The sequence below is a fragment of the Bacillus sp. FSL W8-0645 genome (assembly GCF_038007905.1).
GTDB lineage: Bacteria > Bacillota > Bacilli > Bacillales > Bacillaceae > Bacillus > Bacillus pumilus.
On sequence record NZ_JBBOYC010000001.1, the window covers coordinates 2,639,152 to 2,656,660 of the forward strand.

19 protein-coding genes and 1 other annotated feature are annotated in these 17,509 nt (G+C 42.2%); of the genes, 4 read left to right on the forward strand and 15 right to left on the reverse strand.

What is annotated here, in order from left to right; genetic code table 11:
- Nucleotides 1-68 precede the first annotated feature (68 nt).
- Both NST39_RS13585 and zapA read right to left on the reverse strand, forming a co-directional pair.
- Nucleotides 69-602, reverse strand: a complete 534-nt coding sequence (locus NST39_RS13585; RefSeq protein WP_003216761.1) for a CvpA family protein — start codon at nucleotides 600-602, stop codon at nucleotides 69-71.
- Nucleotides 603-609: 7 nt separating this feature from the next.
- Nucleotides 610-876: a cell division protein ZapA gene (zapA, locus tag NST39_RS13590; RefSeq protein ID WP_044139945.1), complete on the reverse strand. Its 267-nt coding sequence runs from the start codon at nucleotides 874-876 to the stop codon at nucleotides 610-612.
- A 134-nt stretch (nucleotides 877-1,010) separates the two neighbouring features.
- Between zapA and rnhC the strand changes: the two genes are divergently transcribed.
- Nucleotides 1,011-1,934 carry a ribonuclease HIII gene (rnhC, locus tag NST39_RS13595; protein WP_341028826.1) on the forward strand — a complete coding sequence of 308 codons (924 nt, stop codon included), beginning with the start codon at nucleotides 1,011-1,013 and terminating at the stop codon, nucleotides 1,932-1,934.
- Between the two features lie 241 nt (nucleotides 1,935-2,175).
- On the opposite strand, the gene pheT is transcribed toward rnhC, so the two are convergent.
- From pheT to NST39_RS13610, 3 genes are all read right to left on the reverse strand, one after another.
- The gene (gene pheT / locus NST39_RS13600) at nucleotides 2,176-4,590 is read right to left on the reverse strand and encodes a phenylalanine--tRNA ligase subunit beta (RefSeq protein ID WP_341028827.1); all 2,415 of its coding nucleotides are present in this window, start codon (nucleotides 4,588-4,590) and stop codon (nucleotides 2,176-2,178) included.
- Between the two features lie 15 nt (nucleotides 4,591-4,605).
- Entirely contained in the window at nucleotides 4,606-5,640 is a 1,035-nt protein-coding gene (pheS, locus tag NST39_RS13605; RefSeq protein WP_341028828.1) for a phenylalanine--tRNA ligase subunit alpha, read from the reverse strand.
- 376 nt (nucleotides 5,641-6,016) lie between these two features.
- On the reverse strand, nucleotides 6,017-6,760 hold the full coding sequence (locus tag NST39_RS13610) for a TrmH family RNA methyltransferase (protein WP_044139942.1): 744 nt from the start codon (nucleotides 6,758-6,760) through the stop codon (nucleotides 6,017-6,019).
- A gap of 113 nt (nucleotides 6,761-6,873) precedes the next feature.
- Between NST39_RS13610 and sspI the strand changes: the two genes are divergently transcribed.
- The gene (sspI, locus tag NST39_RS13615) at nucleotides 6,874-7,095 is read left to right on the forward strand and encodes a small acid-soluble spore protein SspI (RefSeq protein ID WP_003216243.1); all 222 of its coding nucleotides are present in this window, start codon (nucleotides 6,874-6,876) and stop codon (nucleotides 7,093-7,095) included.
- A 41-nt stretch (nucleotides 7,096-7,136) separates the two neighbouring features.
- Here the strand turns inward: sspI and cstA are convergent, their stop codons facing one another.
- Together cstA and NST39_RS13625 are read right to left on the reverse strand one after the other, a co-directional pair.
- On the reverse strand, nucleotides 7,137-8,933 hold the full coding sequence (gene cstA, locus NST39_RS13620; RefSeq protein WP_065098566.1) for a carbon starvation protein CstA: 1,797 nt from the start codon (nucleotides 8,931-8,933) through the stop codon (nucleotides 7,137-7,139).
- Between the two features lie 352 nt (nucleotides 8,934-9,285).
- On the reverse strand, nucleotides 9,286-10,374 hold the full coding sequence (locus NST39_RS13625; RefSeq protein WP_050943605.1) for a M42 family metallopeptidase: 1,089 nt from the start codon (nucleotides 10,372-10,374) through the stop codon (nucleotides 9,286-9,288).
- Nucleotides 10,375-10,553: 179 nt separating this feature from the next.
- Between NST39_RS13625 and NST39_RS13630 the strand changes: the two genes are divergently transcribed.
- Nucleotides 10,554-10,958, forward strand: a complete 405-nt coding sequence (locus tag NST39_RS13630; RefSeq protein ID WP_341028832.1) for a sigma-w pathway protein ysdB — start codon at nucleotides 10,554-10,556, stop codon at nucleotides 10,956-10,958.
- Between the two features lie 17 nt (nucleotides 10,959-10,975).
- Here the strand turns inward: NST39_RS13630 and NST39_RS13635 are convergent, their stop codons facing one another.
- From NST39_RS13635 to NST39_RS13670, 8 genes are all read right to left on the reverse strand, one after another.
- Nucleotides 10,976-11,242 carry a DUF1294 domain-containing protein gene (locus NST39_RS13635; protein WP_044139938.1) on the reverse strand — a complete coding sequence of 89 codons (267 nt, stop codon included), beginning with the start codon at nucleotides 11,240-11,242 and terminating at the stop codon, nucleotides 10,976-10,978.
- 63 nt (nucleotides 11,243-11,305) lie between these two features.
- Nucleotides 11,306-11,665: a 50S ribosomal protein L20 gene (gene rplT / locus NST39_RS13640; protein WP_003216409.1), complete on the reverse strand. Its 360-nt coding sequence runs from the start codon at nucleotides 11,663-11,665 to the stop codon at nucleotides 11,306-11,308.
- 31 nt (nucleotides 11,666-11,696) lie between these two features.
- Complete coding sequence (rpmI, locus tag NST39_RS13645) at nucleotides 11,697-11,897, reverse strand: 50S ribosomal protein L35 (protein WP_003216324.1); 201 nt, start codon at nucleotides 11,895-11,897, stop codon at nucleotides 11,697-11,699.
- A gap of 24 nt (nucleotides 11,898-11,921) precedes the next feature.
- Nucleotides 11,922-12,437 carry a translation initiation factor IF-3 gene (gene infC / locus NST39_RS13650; protein ID WP_044139937.1) on the reverse strand — a complete coding sequence of 172 codons (516 nt, stop codon included), beginning with the start codon at nucleotides 12,435-12,437 and terminating at the stop codon, nucleotides 11,922-11,924.
- Nucleotides 12,438-12,508: 71 nt separating this feature from the next.
- Nucleotides 12,509-12,640, reverse strand: a sequence feature (ribosomal protein L20 leader region).
- 129 nt (nucleotides 12,641-12,769) lie between these two features.
- A complete protein-coding gene (lrgB, locus tag NST39_RS13655) occupies nucleotides 12,770-13,465 on the reverse strand; it encodes an antiholin-like protein LrgB (RefSeq protein WP_170966027.1) in 696 nt (231 codons plus the stop codon).
- A gap of 14 nt (nucleotides 13,466-13,479) precedes the next feature.
- Nucleotides 13,480-13,923: an antiholin-like murein hydrolase modulator LrgA gene (gene lrgA, locus NST39_RS13660; RefSeq protein WP_003216712.1), complete on the reverse strand. Its 444-nt coding sequence runs from the start codon at nucleotides 13,921-13,923 to the stop codon at nucleotides 13,480-13,482.
- Nucleotides 13,924-14,059: 136 nt separating this feature from the next.
- Nucleotides 14,060-14,797 (reverse strand): LytR/AlgR family response regulator transcription factor, encoded by a 738-nt coding sequence (locus NST39_RS13665; protein WP_044139936.1) that lies wholly within the window; start codon nucleotides 14,795-14,797, stop codon nucleotides 14,060-14,062.
- Between the two features lie 20 nt (nucleotides 14,798-14,817).
- On the reverse strand, nucleotides 14,818-16,551 hold the full coding sequence (locus NST39_RS13670; RefSeq protein WP_341028836.1) for a sensor histidine kinase: 1,734 nt from the start codon (nucleotides 16,549-16,551) through the stop codon (nucleotides 14,818-14,820).
- A gap of 175 nt (nucleotides 16,552-16,726) precedes the next feature.
- On the opposite strand from NST39_RS13670, the gene NST39_RS13675 reads away from it, so the two are divergent.
- Nucleotides 16,727-17,506, forward strand: coding sequence for an HAD family hydrolase (locus NST39_RS13675; RefSeq protein WP_061409040.1), 780 nt, complete (start codon nucleotides 16,727-16,729; stop codon nucleotides 17,504-17,506).
- Nucleotides 17,507-17,509: the final 3 nt, after the last annotated feature.

Sequence of the window (17,509 nt, forward strand, 5' to 3'; positions counted from 1 at the left end):
ACTTTTCCTTCATCCTACAACTTTCTGTCATGGAATGAGAAAAAACTTCTCCAAGAAAGGAGAAGTTTTTAAACTCCATACGTCGTCCATAAGTCTTTGACAAGACCGGACAGATAAGGGGTGTTGCTTACGATCGCATCTGCTAATATGGATTTACTCAACATTGTTTGCAGTGCATCGACTGGAAGTAATGCAGCGACAAACAAGAGAATAAATACAAATAGATAGGTTTCAAGAAATCCTAAAACACCGCCAAGCAGTTTGTTGACCTGCTTAATGACAGGTATACTTGCAATGGTTGTGAGCAATCCGCCAATGATGGCGAGCAGGATTTTGGTCAAGATAAACAGAATGATAAACGCAATGGTATTATAATAAGCTGTTTCTAAATTCCCACTAAAGAAAGCGAGCTGCGCTTGACCGCCGCTAAAATTAGGTGCTGGAATCCACGTAAGCTGTGGTGCAAGTGACTGATAAAACATGGAAGCCACTAAGATAGAAACAACAAAGCTGATCAATTTAATAAATTGAAGAATAAACCCGCGTTTTAGACCGACAAGCGTTCCCATAAGAAGCAAAAACAAAATGATGATATCGATCACGGTAATTTCATTCCTTTTCTTTAAGCTGAATCTCTAGTTTTTCGTATTGCTCTTTTAATTTCATGTAGTCGTGGACGACATTGACTGCTGTCAGTACAGCTAGTTTGTTTATATCAAGGTATGGGTTTTTTTCATTTATTTCTCTCATTTTATCATCAACAATTGAAGCAACGTGTCGCATATGCATCTTCGTTTCTTGACCGATGATCGTAAAGGACTGTCCGTAAATCTCAACTGTTGTTTTTGTTGTTTTCGTTTTACCGCCGTCAGACAACGTTTCTCCTCCATTCCACGAGAATCCTAGTCTCTATCATAACATGTTTAGACATTGAATGGAAAGACGAGCCCTTCCCTGTTATGGTACACTTTAGAAATCAATGATATCAAGGTAAAAAGGAGTTATCCACTGTGCCCCAATCCGTCTTAAAAGCAACATCAGAAGACCTTAAAAAAATGAAGAGCGCGTATGCGCACCACTTAACTGATACGTTACCACCAGGCGCCCTTTTTCAAGCAAAGGTTCCTGGCTGTACGATTACAGCCTATCGATCTGGAAAAGTGCTATTTCAAGGACAAAAGGCAGAAGCTGAAGCCAGTCAATTCAGCCATTTAAAAGCAGCTGATACGAAGAGCCCAAAAGCACCGGCTGTCACAAAATATAGTCCGCCGTCAGAGATTGCTTCTATGTCCGTCATCGGTTCAGACGAAGTAGGAACAGGTGATTATTTTGGACCGATAACGGTCTGTGCCGCCTATGTTGATGCCAGCCAGCTTGCTCTCATGAAAGAGTTTGGCGTAAAAGACTCAAAAGGCCTAAAAGACCCGCAAATTATCAACATTGCCAAAGATCTCATCAAAACCATTCCGTTCAGCCTTCTCGTGCTCCGAAATGAAAAGTACAATGCGATGCAGGAAAAGGGCATGAGCCAAGGGAAAATGAAGGCGCTTCTTCATAACCAAGTCATCACTTCTGTGCTAGAGAAATTAGACGGGAAGCAGCCTGAAGCTATTTTGATTGACCAATTTGCAGAACCGGGCATTTATTTCAAGCATCTTGCTGGGAAAAAAATCATTCGGGAGCGGACGTACTTTAGCACAAAAGCAGAAGGCATTCATCTGTCAGTTGCTGCGGCTTCCATTATTGCAAGATACGCTTTTTTAATTGAAATGGATAAGTTATCTAAAGCAGCAGGGTTTGACATCCCAAAAGGAGCCGGTCCTCATGTGGACAAGGCGGCTGCAAAGCTCATCAAGCTGCACGGCGAAGAGGCTTTACGTCAATTTACAAAACTGCATTTTGCCAACACACAAAAAGCGAAAAAATGGCTATAAAAAAGAGCTAGGCCCATAAGGCCATAGCTCTCAGATTGTTGACAAAGGGCTAAAATGTTCTTTATTTTAGCCCTTTGTCTTCTTTTCAGCGTGATAGAAAACCTTTGCAGTCTAGGAAGGACGAGTACTGGCGCGGAGCGAATTTGACATTCGTGAGCACCAGCACGCAGGACTGACACCGAATGCGAGGGTTTGTCTGCACGCTGAGAGCTAGGCCCATAAGGCCATAGCTCTTTTTTCTTTAACCGCGCAAGACGGCTTGATACGTATCTTCTAATGCTTTCAATACTTTTGTATGAACAGCCGTGACTTCTTCCTCTGTCAATGTTTGTTCCGGATTTAAATATTGGAGAGAGAATGCAACAGATTTTTTGCCTTCTTCCATATGTTCACCTTCATACACATCAAAGACGGATAGGTCTGTCAGTAAATCCCCGCCTGCCTCATAGATGACGCGCTCCAGCTGTCCGCTTGAGATATTCTGATCTACAACAAGTGCAATATCTCTTGTCACAGCAGGGAATCTCGGAATCGCTGTATATTTCATATCCTTCGATTCAGACGTCATCACATCTGTTAAATCAAACTCGAAGACATATGTTTCTTTTAAATCTAATTCCTTTTCAATGACTGGATGAAGTGCAGCAACAAACCCAATGACTTTTCCATTTAAATGAACATCTGCTGTACGACCTGGGTGAAGACCCTCACGCTCTGCTTGAACATATGTGATTTGGTCTGATACACCAAGCTTTTCAAATAGACCTTCTGCAATTCCTTTCGCTACATAAAAATCGACGGTTTTTTTCTCGCCCTGCCAAAGATTTTTATGCCATAAGCCTGTCAGCGCACCAGCGACATGCTCTTTTTCCACCGGTTTTGCTCCTTCAGCTTCTGCTAAGAACACAGAACCCGTTTCATAAAAACCAAATGAATCAGCTTGTCTTGCCAAGTTATATGCAACAGAATCAAGTAAGTTTGGCAGAAGACTTTGTCTAAGCACACTTCGTTCTTCACTCATTGGCAGGGAAAGTCTCGTTTTATAAGCTGGATTCAGTGCAAAAGCTGTAGACTTATGCTGATTTGTCAATGAATACGTGATCGCTTGAGAAAGACCTGCGCCTTCTAAGAAGCGTCTCACCTTTCTGCGCTTCATTTGGTATGGCGTGAGACCGCCAACTGTACCAGCTGTCGCAGGCAGTGTAGACGGGATGTTATCGTAGCCGTATAATCTCGCAACTTCTTCAATGAGATCTTCTTCAATCGTGATATCCATTCTACGAGAAGGAACGGTTACGACAAGAACGTCATTTGATTCGCCCACTGTAAAGCCCAGTTTGTTGAAGATTTGAATCATATCTTCTTTTGAGATGCTCATGCCAAGCACCTTGTTCACACGCTCAGTGGATACGTGGATGACATTCATACTTGTTTCAAGGTGGTTTTCCTCCACAGTCCCGCTTAGCACTTCACCGCCTGCATAGATGCTGATCAATTGCGCTGCTCTTTCGGCTGCAGATTTCGTACGCTGCGGATCAAGTCCTTTTTCAAATCGTGTGCTTGATTCACTGCGAAGCCCTAAGTCTCTAGATGCTTGACGGACTGTTTGACCGTTGAAATATGCCGCTTCTAAAAGAATTGTTGTCGTTTCATCACGCACCTCTGATTCAAGACCGCCCATGACGCCTGCGACAGCGTGCGCTTTCGTTCCGTTAGTGATCACAAGATGCTTTGATGAAAGTGTACGTTCTTGCTCATCAAGTGTTTGAATGCTTTCGCTATCAGTCGCTTTACGTACGACCACTTGCTTTGAACCAAAGCGGTCATAATCAAACGCATGAAGCGGCTGACCGTATTCAAGCAGTACAAAGTTCGTAATATCGACGACGTTGTTAATTGGGCGAATGCCTGCATTCATCAATCTTGTTTGAATCCAAAGCGGTGCTGGTCCAATCTTTACATGTTTAATGATCTTCGCAGCATAAAGTGGATTCGCTTCTTGATCTTCAATTTTCACCGAAATATAGTCTGCTGTTTTTTCTGAAGACATGTCATGTGCTGTATCAGGAAGTTTGATGTCTTTCCCTAAAATGGCTGCAACCTCATAGGCGACACCTAGCATATTCAGGGCATCCGCACGGTTTGGCGTTAAGCCAAGCTCAAGTACCGCATCGTCTAATTGAAGTGCCTGAAGGGCATCATCCCCGGGTTTGACGTCATTTGGGAAAACAAAAATACCTTCTGCATATTCCTTTGGTACGAGTTTGCTTTCGACACCTAATTCTTGCAGAGAACAAATCATGCCATGAGACTCTTCGCCGCGCAGCTTTGCTTTTTTAATTTTAAAATTCCCAGGAAGGACTGCGCCAACCGTTGCGACAGCCACATATTGTCCTTTATCCACATTCGGAGCTCCGCAAATAATTTGAACCGGTTCGTCTTCTCCGATATCCACGAGACATTTGTTTAATTTGTCGGCATTCGGGTGCTGTTCTCGCTCCACGACGTGTCCAACGACAACTCCTTTAATGCCTTCGCCTTTATATTCAACGGCTTCCACTTCAATTCCGCTTCTTGTGATTTTTTCTGCTAATTCATCCGGCTGAATGCCTTCTAAATCGACATAGTCTTCTAACCATTTATATGAAACAAACATGTTGATTTCCTCCTCTTAGTCCTGCTTGAATTGCTTTGTGAATCTAATATCATTTGTGTAGAAATGGCGAATATCATCAATGCCGTATTTGAGCATTGCAATCCGTTCAACACCCATTCCAAAAGCAAAGCCTTGGTAAGTTTCTGGATCAAATCCACTCATCTTCAGGACATTTGGATGAACCATCCCAGCTCCTAAAATTTCAATCCAGCCTGTTCCTTTACATACAGAACAGCCTTTTCCTCCGCATTTAAAGCAAGACACATCCACTTCGACAGATGGTTCTGTGAATGGGAAAAAGCTTGGACGCAGTCTAATTTCACGATCTTCACCAAACATTTTTCTCGCCACTGTCTCTAGCGTACCTTTTAGATCACTCATACTAATATTGTGATCGACAACAAGCCCTTCAATCTGCATGAATTGATGTGAATGAGTCGCGTCATCACTGTCTCGTCTATATACTTTCCCAGGGCAGATGATCTTCACAGGACCTTGTCCTTTATATTTTTCAAGTGTACGTGCTTGAACTGGTGACGTTTGTGTTCTGAGTAGTGTATCCTCGGTAATATAGAAGCTGTCCTGCATATCACGTGCCGGATGCTCCTTTGGAAGATTCAGCGCTTCAAAGTTATAATAATCCGTTTCGACCTCAGGACCTTCCTCAACGGTATAGCCCATACCAATAAATAAATCTTCAATATCTTCGACAACAATCGTTAATGGATGTCTTGCCCCTATTTTGATTGGGCTTGCTGGCAATGTAACATCGATCGTTTGAGACGCAAGTTTCTTCTTCACTTCTTCTTTTTCCAGCTGTTCATTTTTTTCAGTAATAGCACCAGCAATCTGCTCTCTCACTTCGTTTGCGAGTGCGCCCATTTTTGGTCTTTCTTCTGCGGACAGCTTGCCCATTCCGCGAAGCACCTCTGTGATCGGCCCTTTTTTCCCTAAATATTGAACACGAATGTCATTGACTTCTTTGAGCGAGCTAGCTGCTTCAACCTTCGCTATCGCTTCTAATTCAAGCTGTTTTAACGTTTCTTGCATGAGTGTAATCCTCCTTTTGATATACAAAACCGTCTGGATAAACGGCTGTTTGATCGTTTGAAGACAATAAAAAAACCCGTCCCTCTAAAAAAGAAGGGACGAGTTGTGGTCGCGGTACCACCCTTGTTAAGCACAAATACATGTGCAAATAAGCTTCATTGACATAACGGAATCAAACGAATCCGGTTCACCTTTACGCAAAACTTGCGGTCCCGGTGACAACTCCAGAGGTGAATTCCTGTTTCAGCATTCCTTAAATGCACTTTCAGTCTACGATGCATTCTCCCTATCAGGCCGCTCTTTGAAACAATCTTCCTCTATCATGGTTTTTAAAATATTAGTTTCATTATAGTGAAAATGAGCGCATGATGCAACACTATCCACGCAAATGATAGACAAGAACAGCTGCTGCAACAGCCACATTTAATGATTCTGCCTGTCCATACATCGGCACATATAAATTGTGGTCTGTCATTTGCAGAATCTCTGGGTTTATACCCGCACCTTCATTGCCCACAATTAATGCAAACGAACCTTCTGCCGTTACGCTTCTATACGCTTTCGCATTGTTTAACGCACTTCCGTATACAGGAATGCCTTGCTCCTTACATACTGGTATGGTCTGCTGAAGGCTTTGCTTTAAAATGGGCAGGTGGAAATGCGACCCTTGTGCGGAACGGAGCGTTTTTCCATTAAACGCATCAACTGTTCCATCGCCTAAGATCACAGCATCAAGTCCAGCGGCATCTGCTGTCCGAATGAGTGTACCTAGATTCCCTGGGTCCTGCACTGCATCTAATAGAAGAAGTCGTTCATACTTCTTTTCTTCAAATACAGGAACTGTACAAACTGCCGCAATGTGCTGAGGCGTTTCCGTTTCGGTCATGGCAGAAAAGGCTTCCTCGCTCAGTTCATACAGTTCAATGTCCGGATCAATATGAGAAGGAAGCTTATCAGGCGATGTGACCATTAATTCTTTCACAACTCCGCTCTTCAATGCTTCTTCCACTAAGTGGATTCCCTCCACGAGAAACAGCCCCGTTTTCGTTCGTTCTTTTTTCGTATGGAGCTTTTTCCACTGTTTAATGTTTGTGTTTTTAGCTGATTCTATATATTTCAAGCGACTTTAACTCCTTTAAATATCATGAATTTATTATATCTCATGCACACTACATAATAAACCTGTCTTTGAGACAGAATAGGGCTAATACCATCAAAAAAGGAGTGTGGGCAATGGATTTTAATTTAAGAGGCGCAGTCATTCAAAACATCACTGGCCATAATCAAGAGCAACTTGAGCATACGATTTTAGATGCCATTCAAAGCGGTGAGGAAAAAATGCTGCCAGGCCTTGGCGTGTTGTTCGAAGTGCTATGGCAAGAAGCATCAGAAAACGAGAAAAATGAGATTCTTGAAACATTAGAGCAAGGCTTAAAGCCTCATCAACAGCAATAAAAGAAGCCGGTTTGCTTATCATAGCAAACCGGCTTTTTCATTTAGCCAGTGATCGGTGTTTCCATCCGAAGCGCTGGATCACGCCAAATGTCGACCCATTTTTTAATCGCAAACACAATAATCACAAATCCTAAGATCAGCATAATGATTGATAGCACCGCATTCAGCACGCTGTAACCTGACGCCTCGGGATTAAGGTATACATTTGCTACCATCCAATAGCCCGCATAATTCACTGTCACATATAAGTAAGCAAGTGGAATTAAACAAGTCAGCATATATCGCCTTTTATCTGCAATTTTTAATACAACGGTTGCTCCGATGATGAGACCGACCGATGCCATTAACTGGTTTGACACCCCAAACAGCGCCCAAATGGACCCGATGTCTCCAGAGTAAAGCAAATAGCCCCACATAAAACAAGCAAGCGCACTTGCGAACACCGACCCAGGGACCCAGTCATTTCGTTTAAGCGGTTTATAAGCTTCGCCAAAGAAGTCTTGAATCAAATATCGTGCCACACGTGTCCCTGCATCAATAGCAGTTAAAATAAAAACAGCTTCAAACATAATGACGAATTGGAAAAAATAAGACGCCAAATGACCAAAGAACGGAATTCCCGTAAAGATATACGCCATCCCTACAGCTAATGTCACAGCTCCACCCGTTCTTCCTTCTAAATCAAGACCAATTTCCTTACTCAGCTGCGGAAGGTTCTCGACACTCATCCCGAGTGTTCTGAACACTTCTGGCGTACTGTTTATCGCAAAATAATCGCCTGGATGAAGAGCCGTAGCGGCAATTAACGCCATAATTCCAACTAGACATTCTACTAGCATTGCGCCAAAAGCGACAGGCTTCATATCGCTCCAGCGGTCAAGCATCTTAGGCGTTGTCCCAGATCCAACAAATGCGTGGAAACCAGATATGGCCCCGCAAGCAATGGTAATCGAAATAAAAGGCCAGACAGGACCAGCTAAAACAGGACCTCCTCCATTCACAAACTCCGTAAAGGCTGGGAATTGAATCGTTGGATTGACGACAAAGATTCCAGCAATCAATGCGATAAAAACACCTATTTTCATAAAGCTGCTTAAATAATCCCTCGGTGCGAGCAGCAGCCAAACCGGCAATGCCGCTGCAAAAAAAGCGTAGACCGGCAAGGCAAGAGCAAGCGTTTTTGTATCAAGTGTTAAAAGATCGCCAAGTGCCGTTCCTTGAATATTCGGCCCAAGGAATACGCCAACCATCAGCAAAATAAATCCCGCAGTTGTCGCCAGTTTTAAATTGCCTGTCTTTTTATAATAAAGACCAACCCCCATCGCAATTGGAATCGTGATTCCGACTGCAAATGTCCCCCAAGGGTTACGTTCTAACGCATGAAGCACAACCATAGACAAACCAGCCATTGTGATCGTAATGATAAACAGCATCGCAAGCCCTGTACAAAATCCTGCGACAGGTCCTAACTCTTCCTTCGCTACCTCTGATAACGATTTCCCCTTTTTTCGCATCGACGCAAATAAGACGACAAGATCATGTACAGCTCCGCCAATCACTGCGCCAATTAACAGCCAAAGGAGACCCGGTAAATACCCGAATTGTGCGGCTAAAATCGGACCCACTAATGGGCCGGCAGCTGCAATCGCAGCAAAGTGATGCCCAAATGTGACCCATTTATTAGTTGGCACATAATCCTTCCCGTCTTCTAATGTGTGAGCTGGTGTAGGATGATCGTCTGTCACCTTTAAGACCTTGACCATCATAAATGTGCCATAAAGACGATAGGCAATCGCTAAAATACACATAGATGCTATGACAATTGTAACCGCATTCATTTAATCATCCCCTTTGCACAAACAATTTGTTACAAATATAACATAAATTGATTGATTTTTCTCTCTTTTAAAACCAAGTTGACAAATAAGAATAATGTGTTTATTCTTAAGGTAGCTTCACCTACTTCCATAAACTCTCTTTTGACAGGGCATTCTTTAGGCTCTGTCCTTTTTATTGCTTTCATCTTACAAAAATAAAAGCCAGATCACATGTGCCTTATTCACTAGAATATTTTTTCTTCTTCTGCCAAAAACAGTTCTTTTGGCGTAACTTAAAATGACAGTTCATTTCCTGGGAAATTCAATGAAATAAAAAAAGCCCTTCCCCTATACTGAGGAAAGGCTTTCTTACTTAAGAACCGTACGTGATCTGCTCAACCGTTTTTTGATCAAGTCTTTTGATCACTTCTGTTAAAAGCTTCACTGCATTTTCATAATCATCTCGGTGAATCATCGCTGCATGAGTATGGATATATCTACTTGGTATCCCGATCGATAGTGATGGCACACCATGACCTGTTAAATGGATACCGCCAGCATCTGTCCCGCCGCCAGGCATGGAGTCGTATTGGTAAGGAATGTTCAATTCGTCCGCTGTTTGGACAACAAAATCCCGAAGCCCTTTATGAGATACCATCGAAGCATCAAATACAACAATCGTTGGCCCTTTGCCAAGTTTGCTTGTTGCTTCTTTTTCAGTAATGCCCGGCGTGTCTCCTGCTACACCAACATCAATGGCAAATCCAATATCAGGCTGGATTGTAGCCGCTGCTGTTTTAGCCCCGCGCAGGCCAACTTCCTCTTGTACAGTTGCAACACTGTAAGCAATATTCTCATGCTGAGTATTGTGTAAGTTCTTCATGACATCAATCGCAACTGCACAGCCGATACGGTTGTCCCATGCTTTTGCAAGGAGCATTTTTTCATCATTCATCACTGTAAACTCAAAATAAGGGACGATTTGATCTCCAGGCAGAACGCCCCACTCCATTGCCTGTTCTTTGCTTGATGCACCGATATCAATAAACATATCTGTGATCTCAATCGATTTTTTTCGAGCTTCAGGTGACAAGACGTGCGGCGGCTTTGAGCCAATCACACCTGTAATGTCTCCCTTTTTCGTTACAATGGTCACACGCTGCGCGAGCATGACCTGTGACCACCATCCGCCGACAGTTTGGAAGCGAATGTAGCCTTTGTCATCAATTTTTGTCACCATGAATCCTACTTCATCTAAGTGACCAGCAAGCATAATTTTAGGTCCGTTTGCGTTTCCTTCCTTCTTAGCGATTAAGCTGCCAAGGCGGTCACTGGAGACTTCATCTGCATATGATTCTATGTATGTCTGCATGACTTTTTTGACATCACGTTCATTTCCTGGAATCCCTTTTGCATCCGTTAGGTCTTTCAGCATAGTTAATGTTTGATCTAGCTTTGTCATTCCATATATCCTCCTTTATCTTCATGGTGCATTCTTATTATACAAAACCTTTTTCGTTCAATACGATCTTTTTATGAATATTTTTTCGTTTTACGAAATATTTTTTTAAAAAAAGTTGAAACCTTTTGGCCTTGTCATTCGTAGTATATCAGATAACGGTATTGGAGGTGCATCCTGTCATGTTTGTAATCCTCATTAGACTAGCTCTTGTTGCACTGCTTGTCTACATCTTCTACATGGCGGTAAAATTCTTCTCAAATCCGAGAAGAAAGCTGAAACAAGCACAATTAAAAGAAGGCTTTTATTTTATGGACGAACAACAAAATGCACGTAAAAATTTTAATTTCGTCTATAAAGGTGTCTTGTTTGAAGGGGAGAAGCATGTTCCGTCTAAGGATCATCCTCTATTTGTCCACTCCATTTACGTTTGGACGGAGTCACCTGAGAAGCTAAGTGAATTTACATTAGAAGACTTTGAAAAATTGGAGGATAACATTATCGAACGTTATCCTCAAACAAAAATTGATTGGGATCAGCCCATTAAAAAAATCAAACAAAAAAAAGGAGCAGACACGCCGTCTTGATGGCGTCTGCTCCTTTTTCAGATGAACTTGATATACCCTAATATGATCAACTGCACCATGATTAACACTGGCATGCCAATTTGAAAGGCAGGATGCTTTGTTTTATGACGGAAATACTGCATCCCTAGATACGATCCGAAAGCCCCAAAAAGCACGGCAGCACTCCATAAGTGCGCCTCTGAAATTCTCCATTTATGCGCTTTTGCCCGGCGCTTGTCCTCTCCCATGAGAAAGAAACCATAGCCATTTACCAAGATGAGCAGCACAATCAACGCGATATTCATTCATTTCACCTCACATGATGAGCAAAAAAGATCACCCCTCGACGGAATGATCTTTTATATGACTTACTTGTCTAGTTGTGCTTTTGCAGCATCAGCAAGCTGATTGAATGCACTTAGGTCATTCACAGCAAGGTCAGCAAGCATTTTGCGGTTTACTTCGATACCAGAAAGCTTTAGGCCATGCATTAAACGGCTGTAAGAAAGACCGTTCATACGAGCTGCAGCATTGATACGAGTGATCCATAGTTTACGGAAGTCACGTTTTTTCTGACGACGGTCACGGAAAGCGTAGTTTCCAGATTTCATCACCTGTTGGTTTGCTACTTTGTATAATCTATGTTTTGAACCGAAATAACCTTTTGCTAATTTAAGAACCTTTTTACGACGCTGACGCGACACAGTTCCGCCTTTTACTCTTGGCATTGTAATTCCCTCCTATGATTCCTATTCCAAATTACTTGATGTTTGCAAGTTGTTGTTTGATACGTTTGAAATCTCCAGCACTTACGATTGCGCTCTTACGCAATTTACGTTTTTGCTTTGTAGATTTGTTAGCGAACAGGTGACTTGTGTACGCATGAGAACGTTTAAGTTTACCAGAACCTGTTTTTTTGAAACGTTTAGCAGATCCGCGGTGAGTTTTCATTTTTGGCATTGGATATTTCCTCCCTCTGTTACTTTACTTTTCGACTTTTGGTGCAAGCATGAGGAACATGCTACGTCCGTCCATCTTAGGTTTTGTTTCTACTGTTGCTACTTCAGCGCAAGCTTCAGAGAAACGGTCTAACACGCGCTGTCCGATTTCTTTATGCGTAATCGCACGCCCTTTAAAGCGGATAGAAGCTTTCACTTTATCGCCCTTTTCAAGGAATTTGATTGCATTACGGAGCTTCGTGTTAAAATCATGTTCATCAATTGTCGGGCTCAACCGAACTTCTTTTAAGCTAATGATTTTCTGATTCTTACGTGCCTCTTTATCCTTCTTCTGCTGTTCAAATCGGAACTTACCATAGTCCATGATTCGGCAAACAGGTGGTTTTGCATTTGCAGCAACTAACACAAGGTCAAGATTGGCTTTAGCAGCTATCTCCAGAGCTTCCTGGCGGGTTTTAATCCCCAGCTGATCGCCATTTTGTCCGATCAAACGAACTTCACGCGCACGAATACCTTCATTAACTAATTGATCTTTGCTAATAGTGAGCCACCTCCATGAGATTTTGAATTGAGTTCACAATTCATTTTGACCATTTCGTTGTATGTTTTACAGGCAAACAAAAAGTGTGGGCATATAAAACACCCACACTGCGAACATTTGCATGAAAAAATAAATGTACGGTCAACCTGTCAACTACAAACACGTGTCAATCAGGTGAGAAGCGGGTGCTTCTGCTTGTGATATCTATTCAATTCGTTAATTATTCTACACAATTTTCATTTGTCCGTCAAGTAAGCGAACTCTTGAAACAACTTTTTCATTTTAGCATGATTAAACGAATTGGGCAAGGCTTTTTCAAAACAATGACGCCATCAAAGAATGAATTGCATAAAGATTGGGATGACAATGACGGTCACAACTCCTACGACCACAACGGCGATACTTGCCATGGCCGCTTCTACTTCTCCCATCTCAATCCCAACAGAGACGCCAAGTGCATGTCCTGATGTACCGAGTGCAAGCCCTTTTGCCACTGGATTTTTAATTCGAAACCATTTTAAGAAGAAAGCACCTAGTGCATACACAATGACTGCATTAAATATGACCGCAAAGGCTGTGATATCTGCAATTCCGCCAATATCCTTTGCAATCGGAAGAGCAATCGCTGTCGTCGCTGCCTGTGGGAGCATACTTTTCATTACAGCCGCATCAAGATGAATTCCTTTTGCTACGACATACACAATTGTAATGGAACAAAGTGACCCTACAAAAATAGCGGATAAAATCTGCCACCAATATTTTTTAAGCAATGCGCGCTGCTTATAAAGCGGAATAGCGAAAGCGATCGTCGCAGGCTCTAAGAAAAACTTGATAATCTTGCCGCCCTCATTATAATCTGCATAGGAAAAACCGCCAATTTTTAAAAATAAAATACCTAACACCATGGCCACAAAAAGTGGTGTGAATAAGAAGAAGCCTTTTGATTTTTTAAATAAGAATGTACCGATTCCAAAGGCGACCAATGAGACGACTATACCAAAATAAGGACTCATCGTACTTGTACCCATCCTGCATCTCTCCTTTAATGCGTACTTGAAGCTGGTTTATTAGAATGAGAAGGAGTCGATTTGCTCTCCTTTGTCTCTTTACGTTTCTGTGGTTTGTCTGATAATTGCATGAGAAGCTGCGTGAATAGCCCTGTCGCTGCTAGTAACATAATCGTTGCAATGATAATGACACCGACGACTTGCACACCTACTTCTTGCATGACACCTAGTGATTGAATAACCGAGATACCAGAGGGAACAAATAGAAAGCTAATGAGCCCTGTCAATGATGTACCTAATTGCTCCACTTGCTCCAGTTTGACGATTTTCGTTGTCAGCAAAACAAATAATAGAACCAGACCAATCACAGATGCAGGCATCGGAATTGGTAAATACATTGAAATGAGATTAGAAACGAACATTACGGTTGCAAAGATAAATGCTTGAGATAGAAATCCATATACTTTAGTGGCACTCATGCCCCTTCACCTCTTTCTTCGACTGCCCTCAGTATACGGCATGAAATAAATGAATGAAGCGTTTACAATCAAACTCGCCGAATTCAATGAATGAAATGCAGAAAACGAGTATTGAAATACAAATAAAAAAGCCGTCCTACTCTAGCAGGAGCGACTTCTTTAGTTCTTTGGCGTAAGTGCGGCTGACAGGAATAATCGACCCGTCTGTCATATGCAGATTATACGTCGAATTAAACCACGGCTGTACTTCTTTCATATGAGAGGTGTTCACGATATAACTTCGATGAACCCTCATAAAGTAAGCCTCAGGGAGTTTCTTTTCAATGACCACAAGCGGTTCTGTGACCTCATACATGTGATCCTTTGTTTTCACGACCTTTTTCCCCTCACTGAGCCCTACATACATGATCTCTTCTACTTGCAGAATGACAATTGAGTCATCAACTGAAATGGCTAGTTTTTGCTGATGGGGGATTTTCTCATCTGACAGCTGGTGGTCTTGCGTCTCAACAGATTTCCACTTTTTAAACTTTTGGATCGTTTGCAAAAGCCGTTCTTCATCAAATGGTTTTGTTAAATAATCAAGCGCACTGACCTCAAACGCCTTCAGCGCATACTGATCAAATGCTGTCGCAAATACAATCGCTGGCGGATCAGACATCCGGTTGAGCCTTTTGGCAATATCAAATCCATTTTCACCTGATAAATCAATGTCTAAAAAGAGCAGATCCGGCTTATGATCCACCATCCGGTCAAAAGCAGATTCTATATTTTCTGCTTCCTCTATTTGAACATCCTCTTTCGTTCTGCGTAATAAGTATTTTAATTCGTCTCTTGCTAACACTTCATCATCTACGATTAATACGTTTATCAACGAAAATCATCCTTTTTTACTTAGTCCATTGGAATGCGAAATGAGATGTCGGTGCCTTGACCGCTATGAATGGATAAAGCGGCTTGTCTGCCAAAAATCCCTCTTAACCGCTGATCTAAATTAAAAAGAGCCGTACCTGTTCCTTCTTTGGATTCAACAGGCGCTTTTAATAGCTGAGCCATCTTGTCATTCTCGATTCCCTGTCCATTATCCGTCACTTTCATATTGACATGCCCATCTTTCATCACAGCGGATACGATGACTTCACAGCTCGTTTGATGTTTAGGAAAAGCGTGTCTCACTGCATTTTCAACAAGCACCTGAAGCACAAATGGTGGAATCATCACCTGCTCCAGCTCCTTTTCAATTTGAAAGGTCACATGGTATTTATTTGGAAACCTCGCTTGTTCAAGTGACAAATATGCTTCTACATGCTGAATTTCTTTATGAAGTGGAATGAGCAGCTGGCGGGCGCCTTGCAAATTGGATCGAAAATAAATACTCAGTTGCAGCAGCAGCTTCCTAGCCATCTCTACGTTCGTTCTACACAAGACAGAGATGGTATTAATGGCGTTAAATAAAAAGTGCGGATTCACTTGCGCTTGAAGCGCTTTGATCTCTGCATCTTTTAGCAGACGGCTTTGGGTTTCTGCCTCCCCAAGCTCAAGCTGTGTGGAAAACAGCATCGCCAAGCCTTCTGCAAGCTCCTCCTCCACCCTGCTTAATCCGACCGGAGAATTGAAATACATTTTTAATGTTCCGATCGTTTGACCATTGGAGGTGAGGGGCAGCACAATCGCCGCTTGAAGCGGGCAATGGGTGACTGAACAATTGATTTCATCTTTCGAATGCGCCTTCATAATTTTGCCGCTCATCAATACTTGTTTCGACAGCCCTGTAATGAGGCTTTTCGATGGAATATGATGATCTGTCCCATCTCCAACATGCGCTAAAATCTTTTCTGTATCGGTTAAGGAGACCGCATCTGTTTCTGTTAATCGATGAATGATCTCCGCCACGCTTTTACATGACTGTTCATTTAACCCTTGGCGGAAGAAAGGCAGCGTTTGATCGGCGATTGAAAATACACGGTGTGTCTGCATCGCCTTTGCCTGCTCTTCTTGCCGAATGACTGACTGTAAAATCGATAAAAAGATAAAGCTGCCAATTCCATTCACAAAAATCATCGGCAAAGCAATGATACTCACAAGCCCCCAAGCATCAGCAAATGGTCTTGCAAATAGAAGAATAATGATCATTTGCAAGGATTCCATTGCCACACCAAAAAGTGCGGCTTGGCGAGGTGTCACCATTCGATTCTTCCGCTTAAACCTGCTGCCGACATAGCCTGCAATCACACCGGCTAAAATCGAAGAAATCGCACAGCTGAGTGCCGTGCTTCCTCCTAATGAATAGCGATGAATCCCAGCTAGAAGCCCTGCACCAATTCCAACAAACGGCCCTCCTATTAATCCGCCCATTTCGATTCCCATGATTCTCGTATTGGCAATTGAGCTTGACGAGCCGAGATGATAGGAAAACTCATGATTCATGACCATCTGCTGCTGGATTTCAATTCCTGTGTAATTGCTGATAATACTAAAAGAAGCAAAAATAAAGACAAGAACTGCCTTTTTTCGAAACCCTTCATTATGAAGCAATAGATTGCGAAAGCCCTTCACATGGGCAAGCACAAACCCTAAAATAACGATGATCCCAACACGCTCGATCATCATAATAATTAAATGAAGCAAACCTGCCACCTCAATTGATGTATGTATTATTTACTGTCTTTCTATTCTATCATGTGCGGTCAATGTTCAAATATCTCTCAAATCTTTTCTTTATTGCCCTCATCTTCTATTGTAAAATGAACTTGAGCCGTCACTTGCAATTGAAGGTAACACATACATAACAAGGGAGAAGATCATGAAAGCCGTATTTTTCGATTTAGATGATACTTTGCTTTGGGATGAAAAAAGCATTCATACCACTTTTCAGGAAACATGCCGCGAAGCGGAAAAAAAATATGGACTGAATCCAGAAACATTTGAACAGATTGTTCGTGAAGAAGCAAGAAAGCTGTATTCGTCCTATGAAACATATGATTATACTGTCATGATCGGAATTAATCCTTTCGAAGGACTGTGGTCCAATTTTAGTGAACCGATTAGCGAAGGCTTTCAAAAATTGAATGCCCTTGCACCAGAGTACCGCAAGAATGCTTGGACCAATGGCTTAAAAGAAGCAGGAATTGACGATGAGGCATTTGGACAATATTTGGCTGATTTCTTTGCAGCCGAGCGGAGAAAACGCCCATTTGTCTATGAAGAAACGTACCCTGTTTTAGACCGTCTGAAAGGCAGCTATGAATTGCTTCTTTTAACAAACGGAGATCCTAGTCTTCAAAAAGAAAAACTAGCAGGTGTTCCTGAGCTTGCGCCTTATTTTAATGAAATTGTGATTTCAGGAGATTACGGGAAAGGCAAACCTGACCCTGGCATCTTTGAACACTGCCTTCAGCTGTTAAATCTAACAAAAGACGATGTGATCATGGTCGGAGACAATCCAAAAACAGATATTCTTGGGGCATCTCGAGCCGGGATTCAAACCGTTTGGATCAATCGGCATGGCAAAAAGAATGAAACAGATGTAACGCCAGATTATGAAATCAAAGACTTACATGAATTGTTTGATATATTAAAATAGAAC

What these genes read in the sequence shown, in the direction of transcription:
- pheT (WP_341028827.1), bottom strand. Translation starts at nt 4,590, where the DNA reads ATGTTTGTTTCATATAAATGGTTAGAAGACTATGTCGATTTAGAAGGC.
- lrgA (WP_003216712.1), bottom strand. Translation starts at nt 13,923, where the DNA reads ATGAGTGCCACTAAAGTATATGGATTTCTATCTCAAGCATTTATCTTT.
- pheS (WP_341028828.1), bottom strand. Translation starts at nt 5,640, where the DNA reads ATGCAAGAAACGTTAAAACAGCTTGAATTAGAAGCGATAGCGAAGGTT.
- lrgB (WP_170966027.1), bottom strand. Translation starts at nt 13,465, where the DNA reads ATGGGTACAAGTACGATGAGTCCTTATTTTGGTATAGTCGTCTCATTG.
- NST39_RS13635 (WP_044139938.1), bottom strand. Translation starts at nt 11,242, where the DNA reads ATGAATATCGCGTTGATTGTGCTGCTCATCTTGGTAAATGGCTATGGT.
- rplT (WP_003216409.1), bottom strand. Translation starts at nt 11,665, where the DNA reads ATGCCAAGAGTAAAAGGCGGAACTGTGTCGCGTCAGCGTCGTAAAAAG.
- rpmI (WP_003216324.1), bottom strand. Translation starts at nt 11,897, where the DNA reads ATGCCAAAAATGAAAACTCACCGCGGATCTGCTAAACGTTTCAAAAAA.
- NST39_RS13675 (WP_061409040.1), top strand. Translation starts at nt 16,727, where the DNA reads ATGAAAGCCGTATTTTTCGATTTAGATGATACTTTGCTTTGGGATGAA.
- sspI (WP_003216243.1), top strand. Translation starts at nt 6,874, where the DNA reads ATGGATTTTAATTTAAGAGGCGCAGTCATTCAAAACATCACTGGCCAT.
- NST39_RS13625 (WP_050943605.1), bottom strand. Translation starts at nt 10,374, where the DNA reads ATGACAAAGCTAGATCAAACATTAACTATGCTGAAAGACCTAACGGAT.
- NST39_RS13630 (WP_341028832.1), top strand. Translation starts at nt 10,554, where the DNA reads ATGTTTGTAATCCTCATTAGACTAGCTCTTGTTGCACTGCTTGTCTAC.
- cstA (WP_065098566.1), bottom strand. Translation starts at nt 8,933, where the DNA reads ATGAATGCGGTTACAATTGTCATAGCATCTATGTGTATTTTAGCGATT.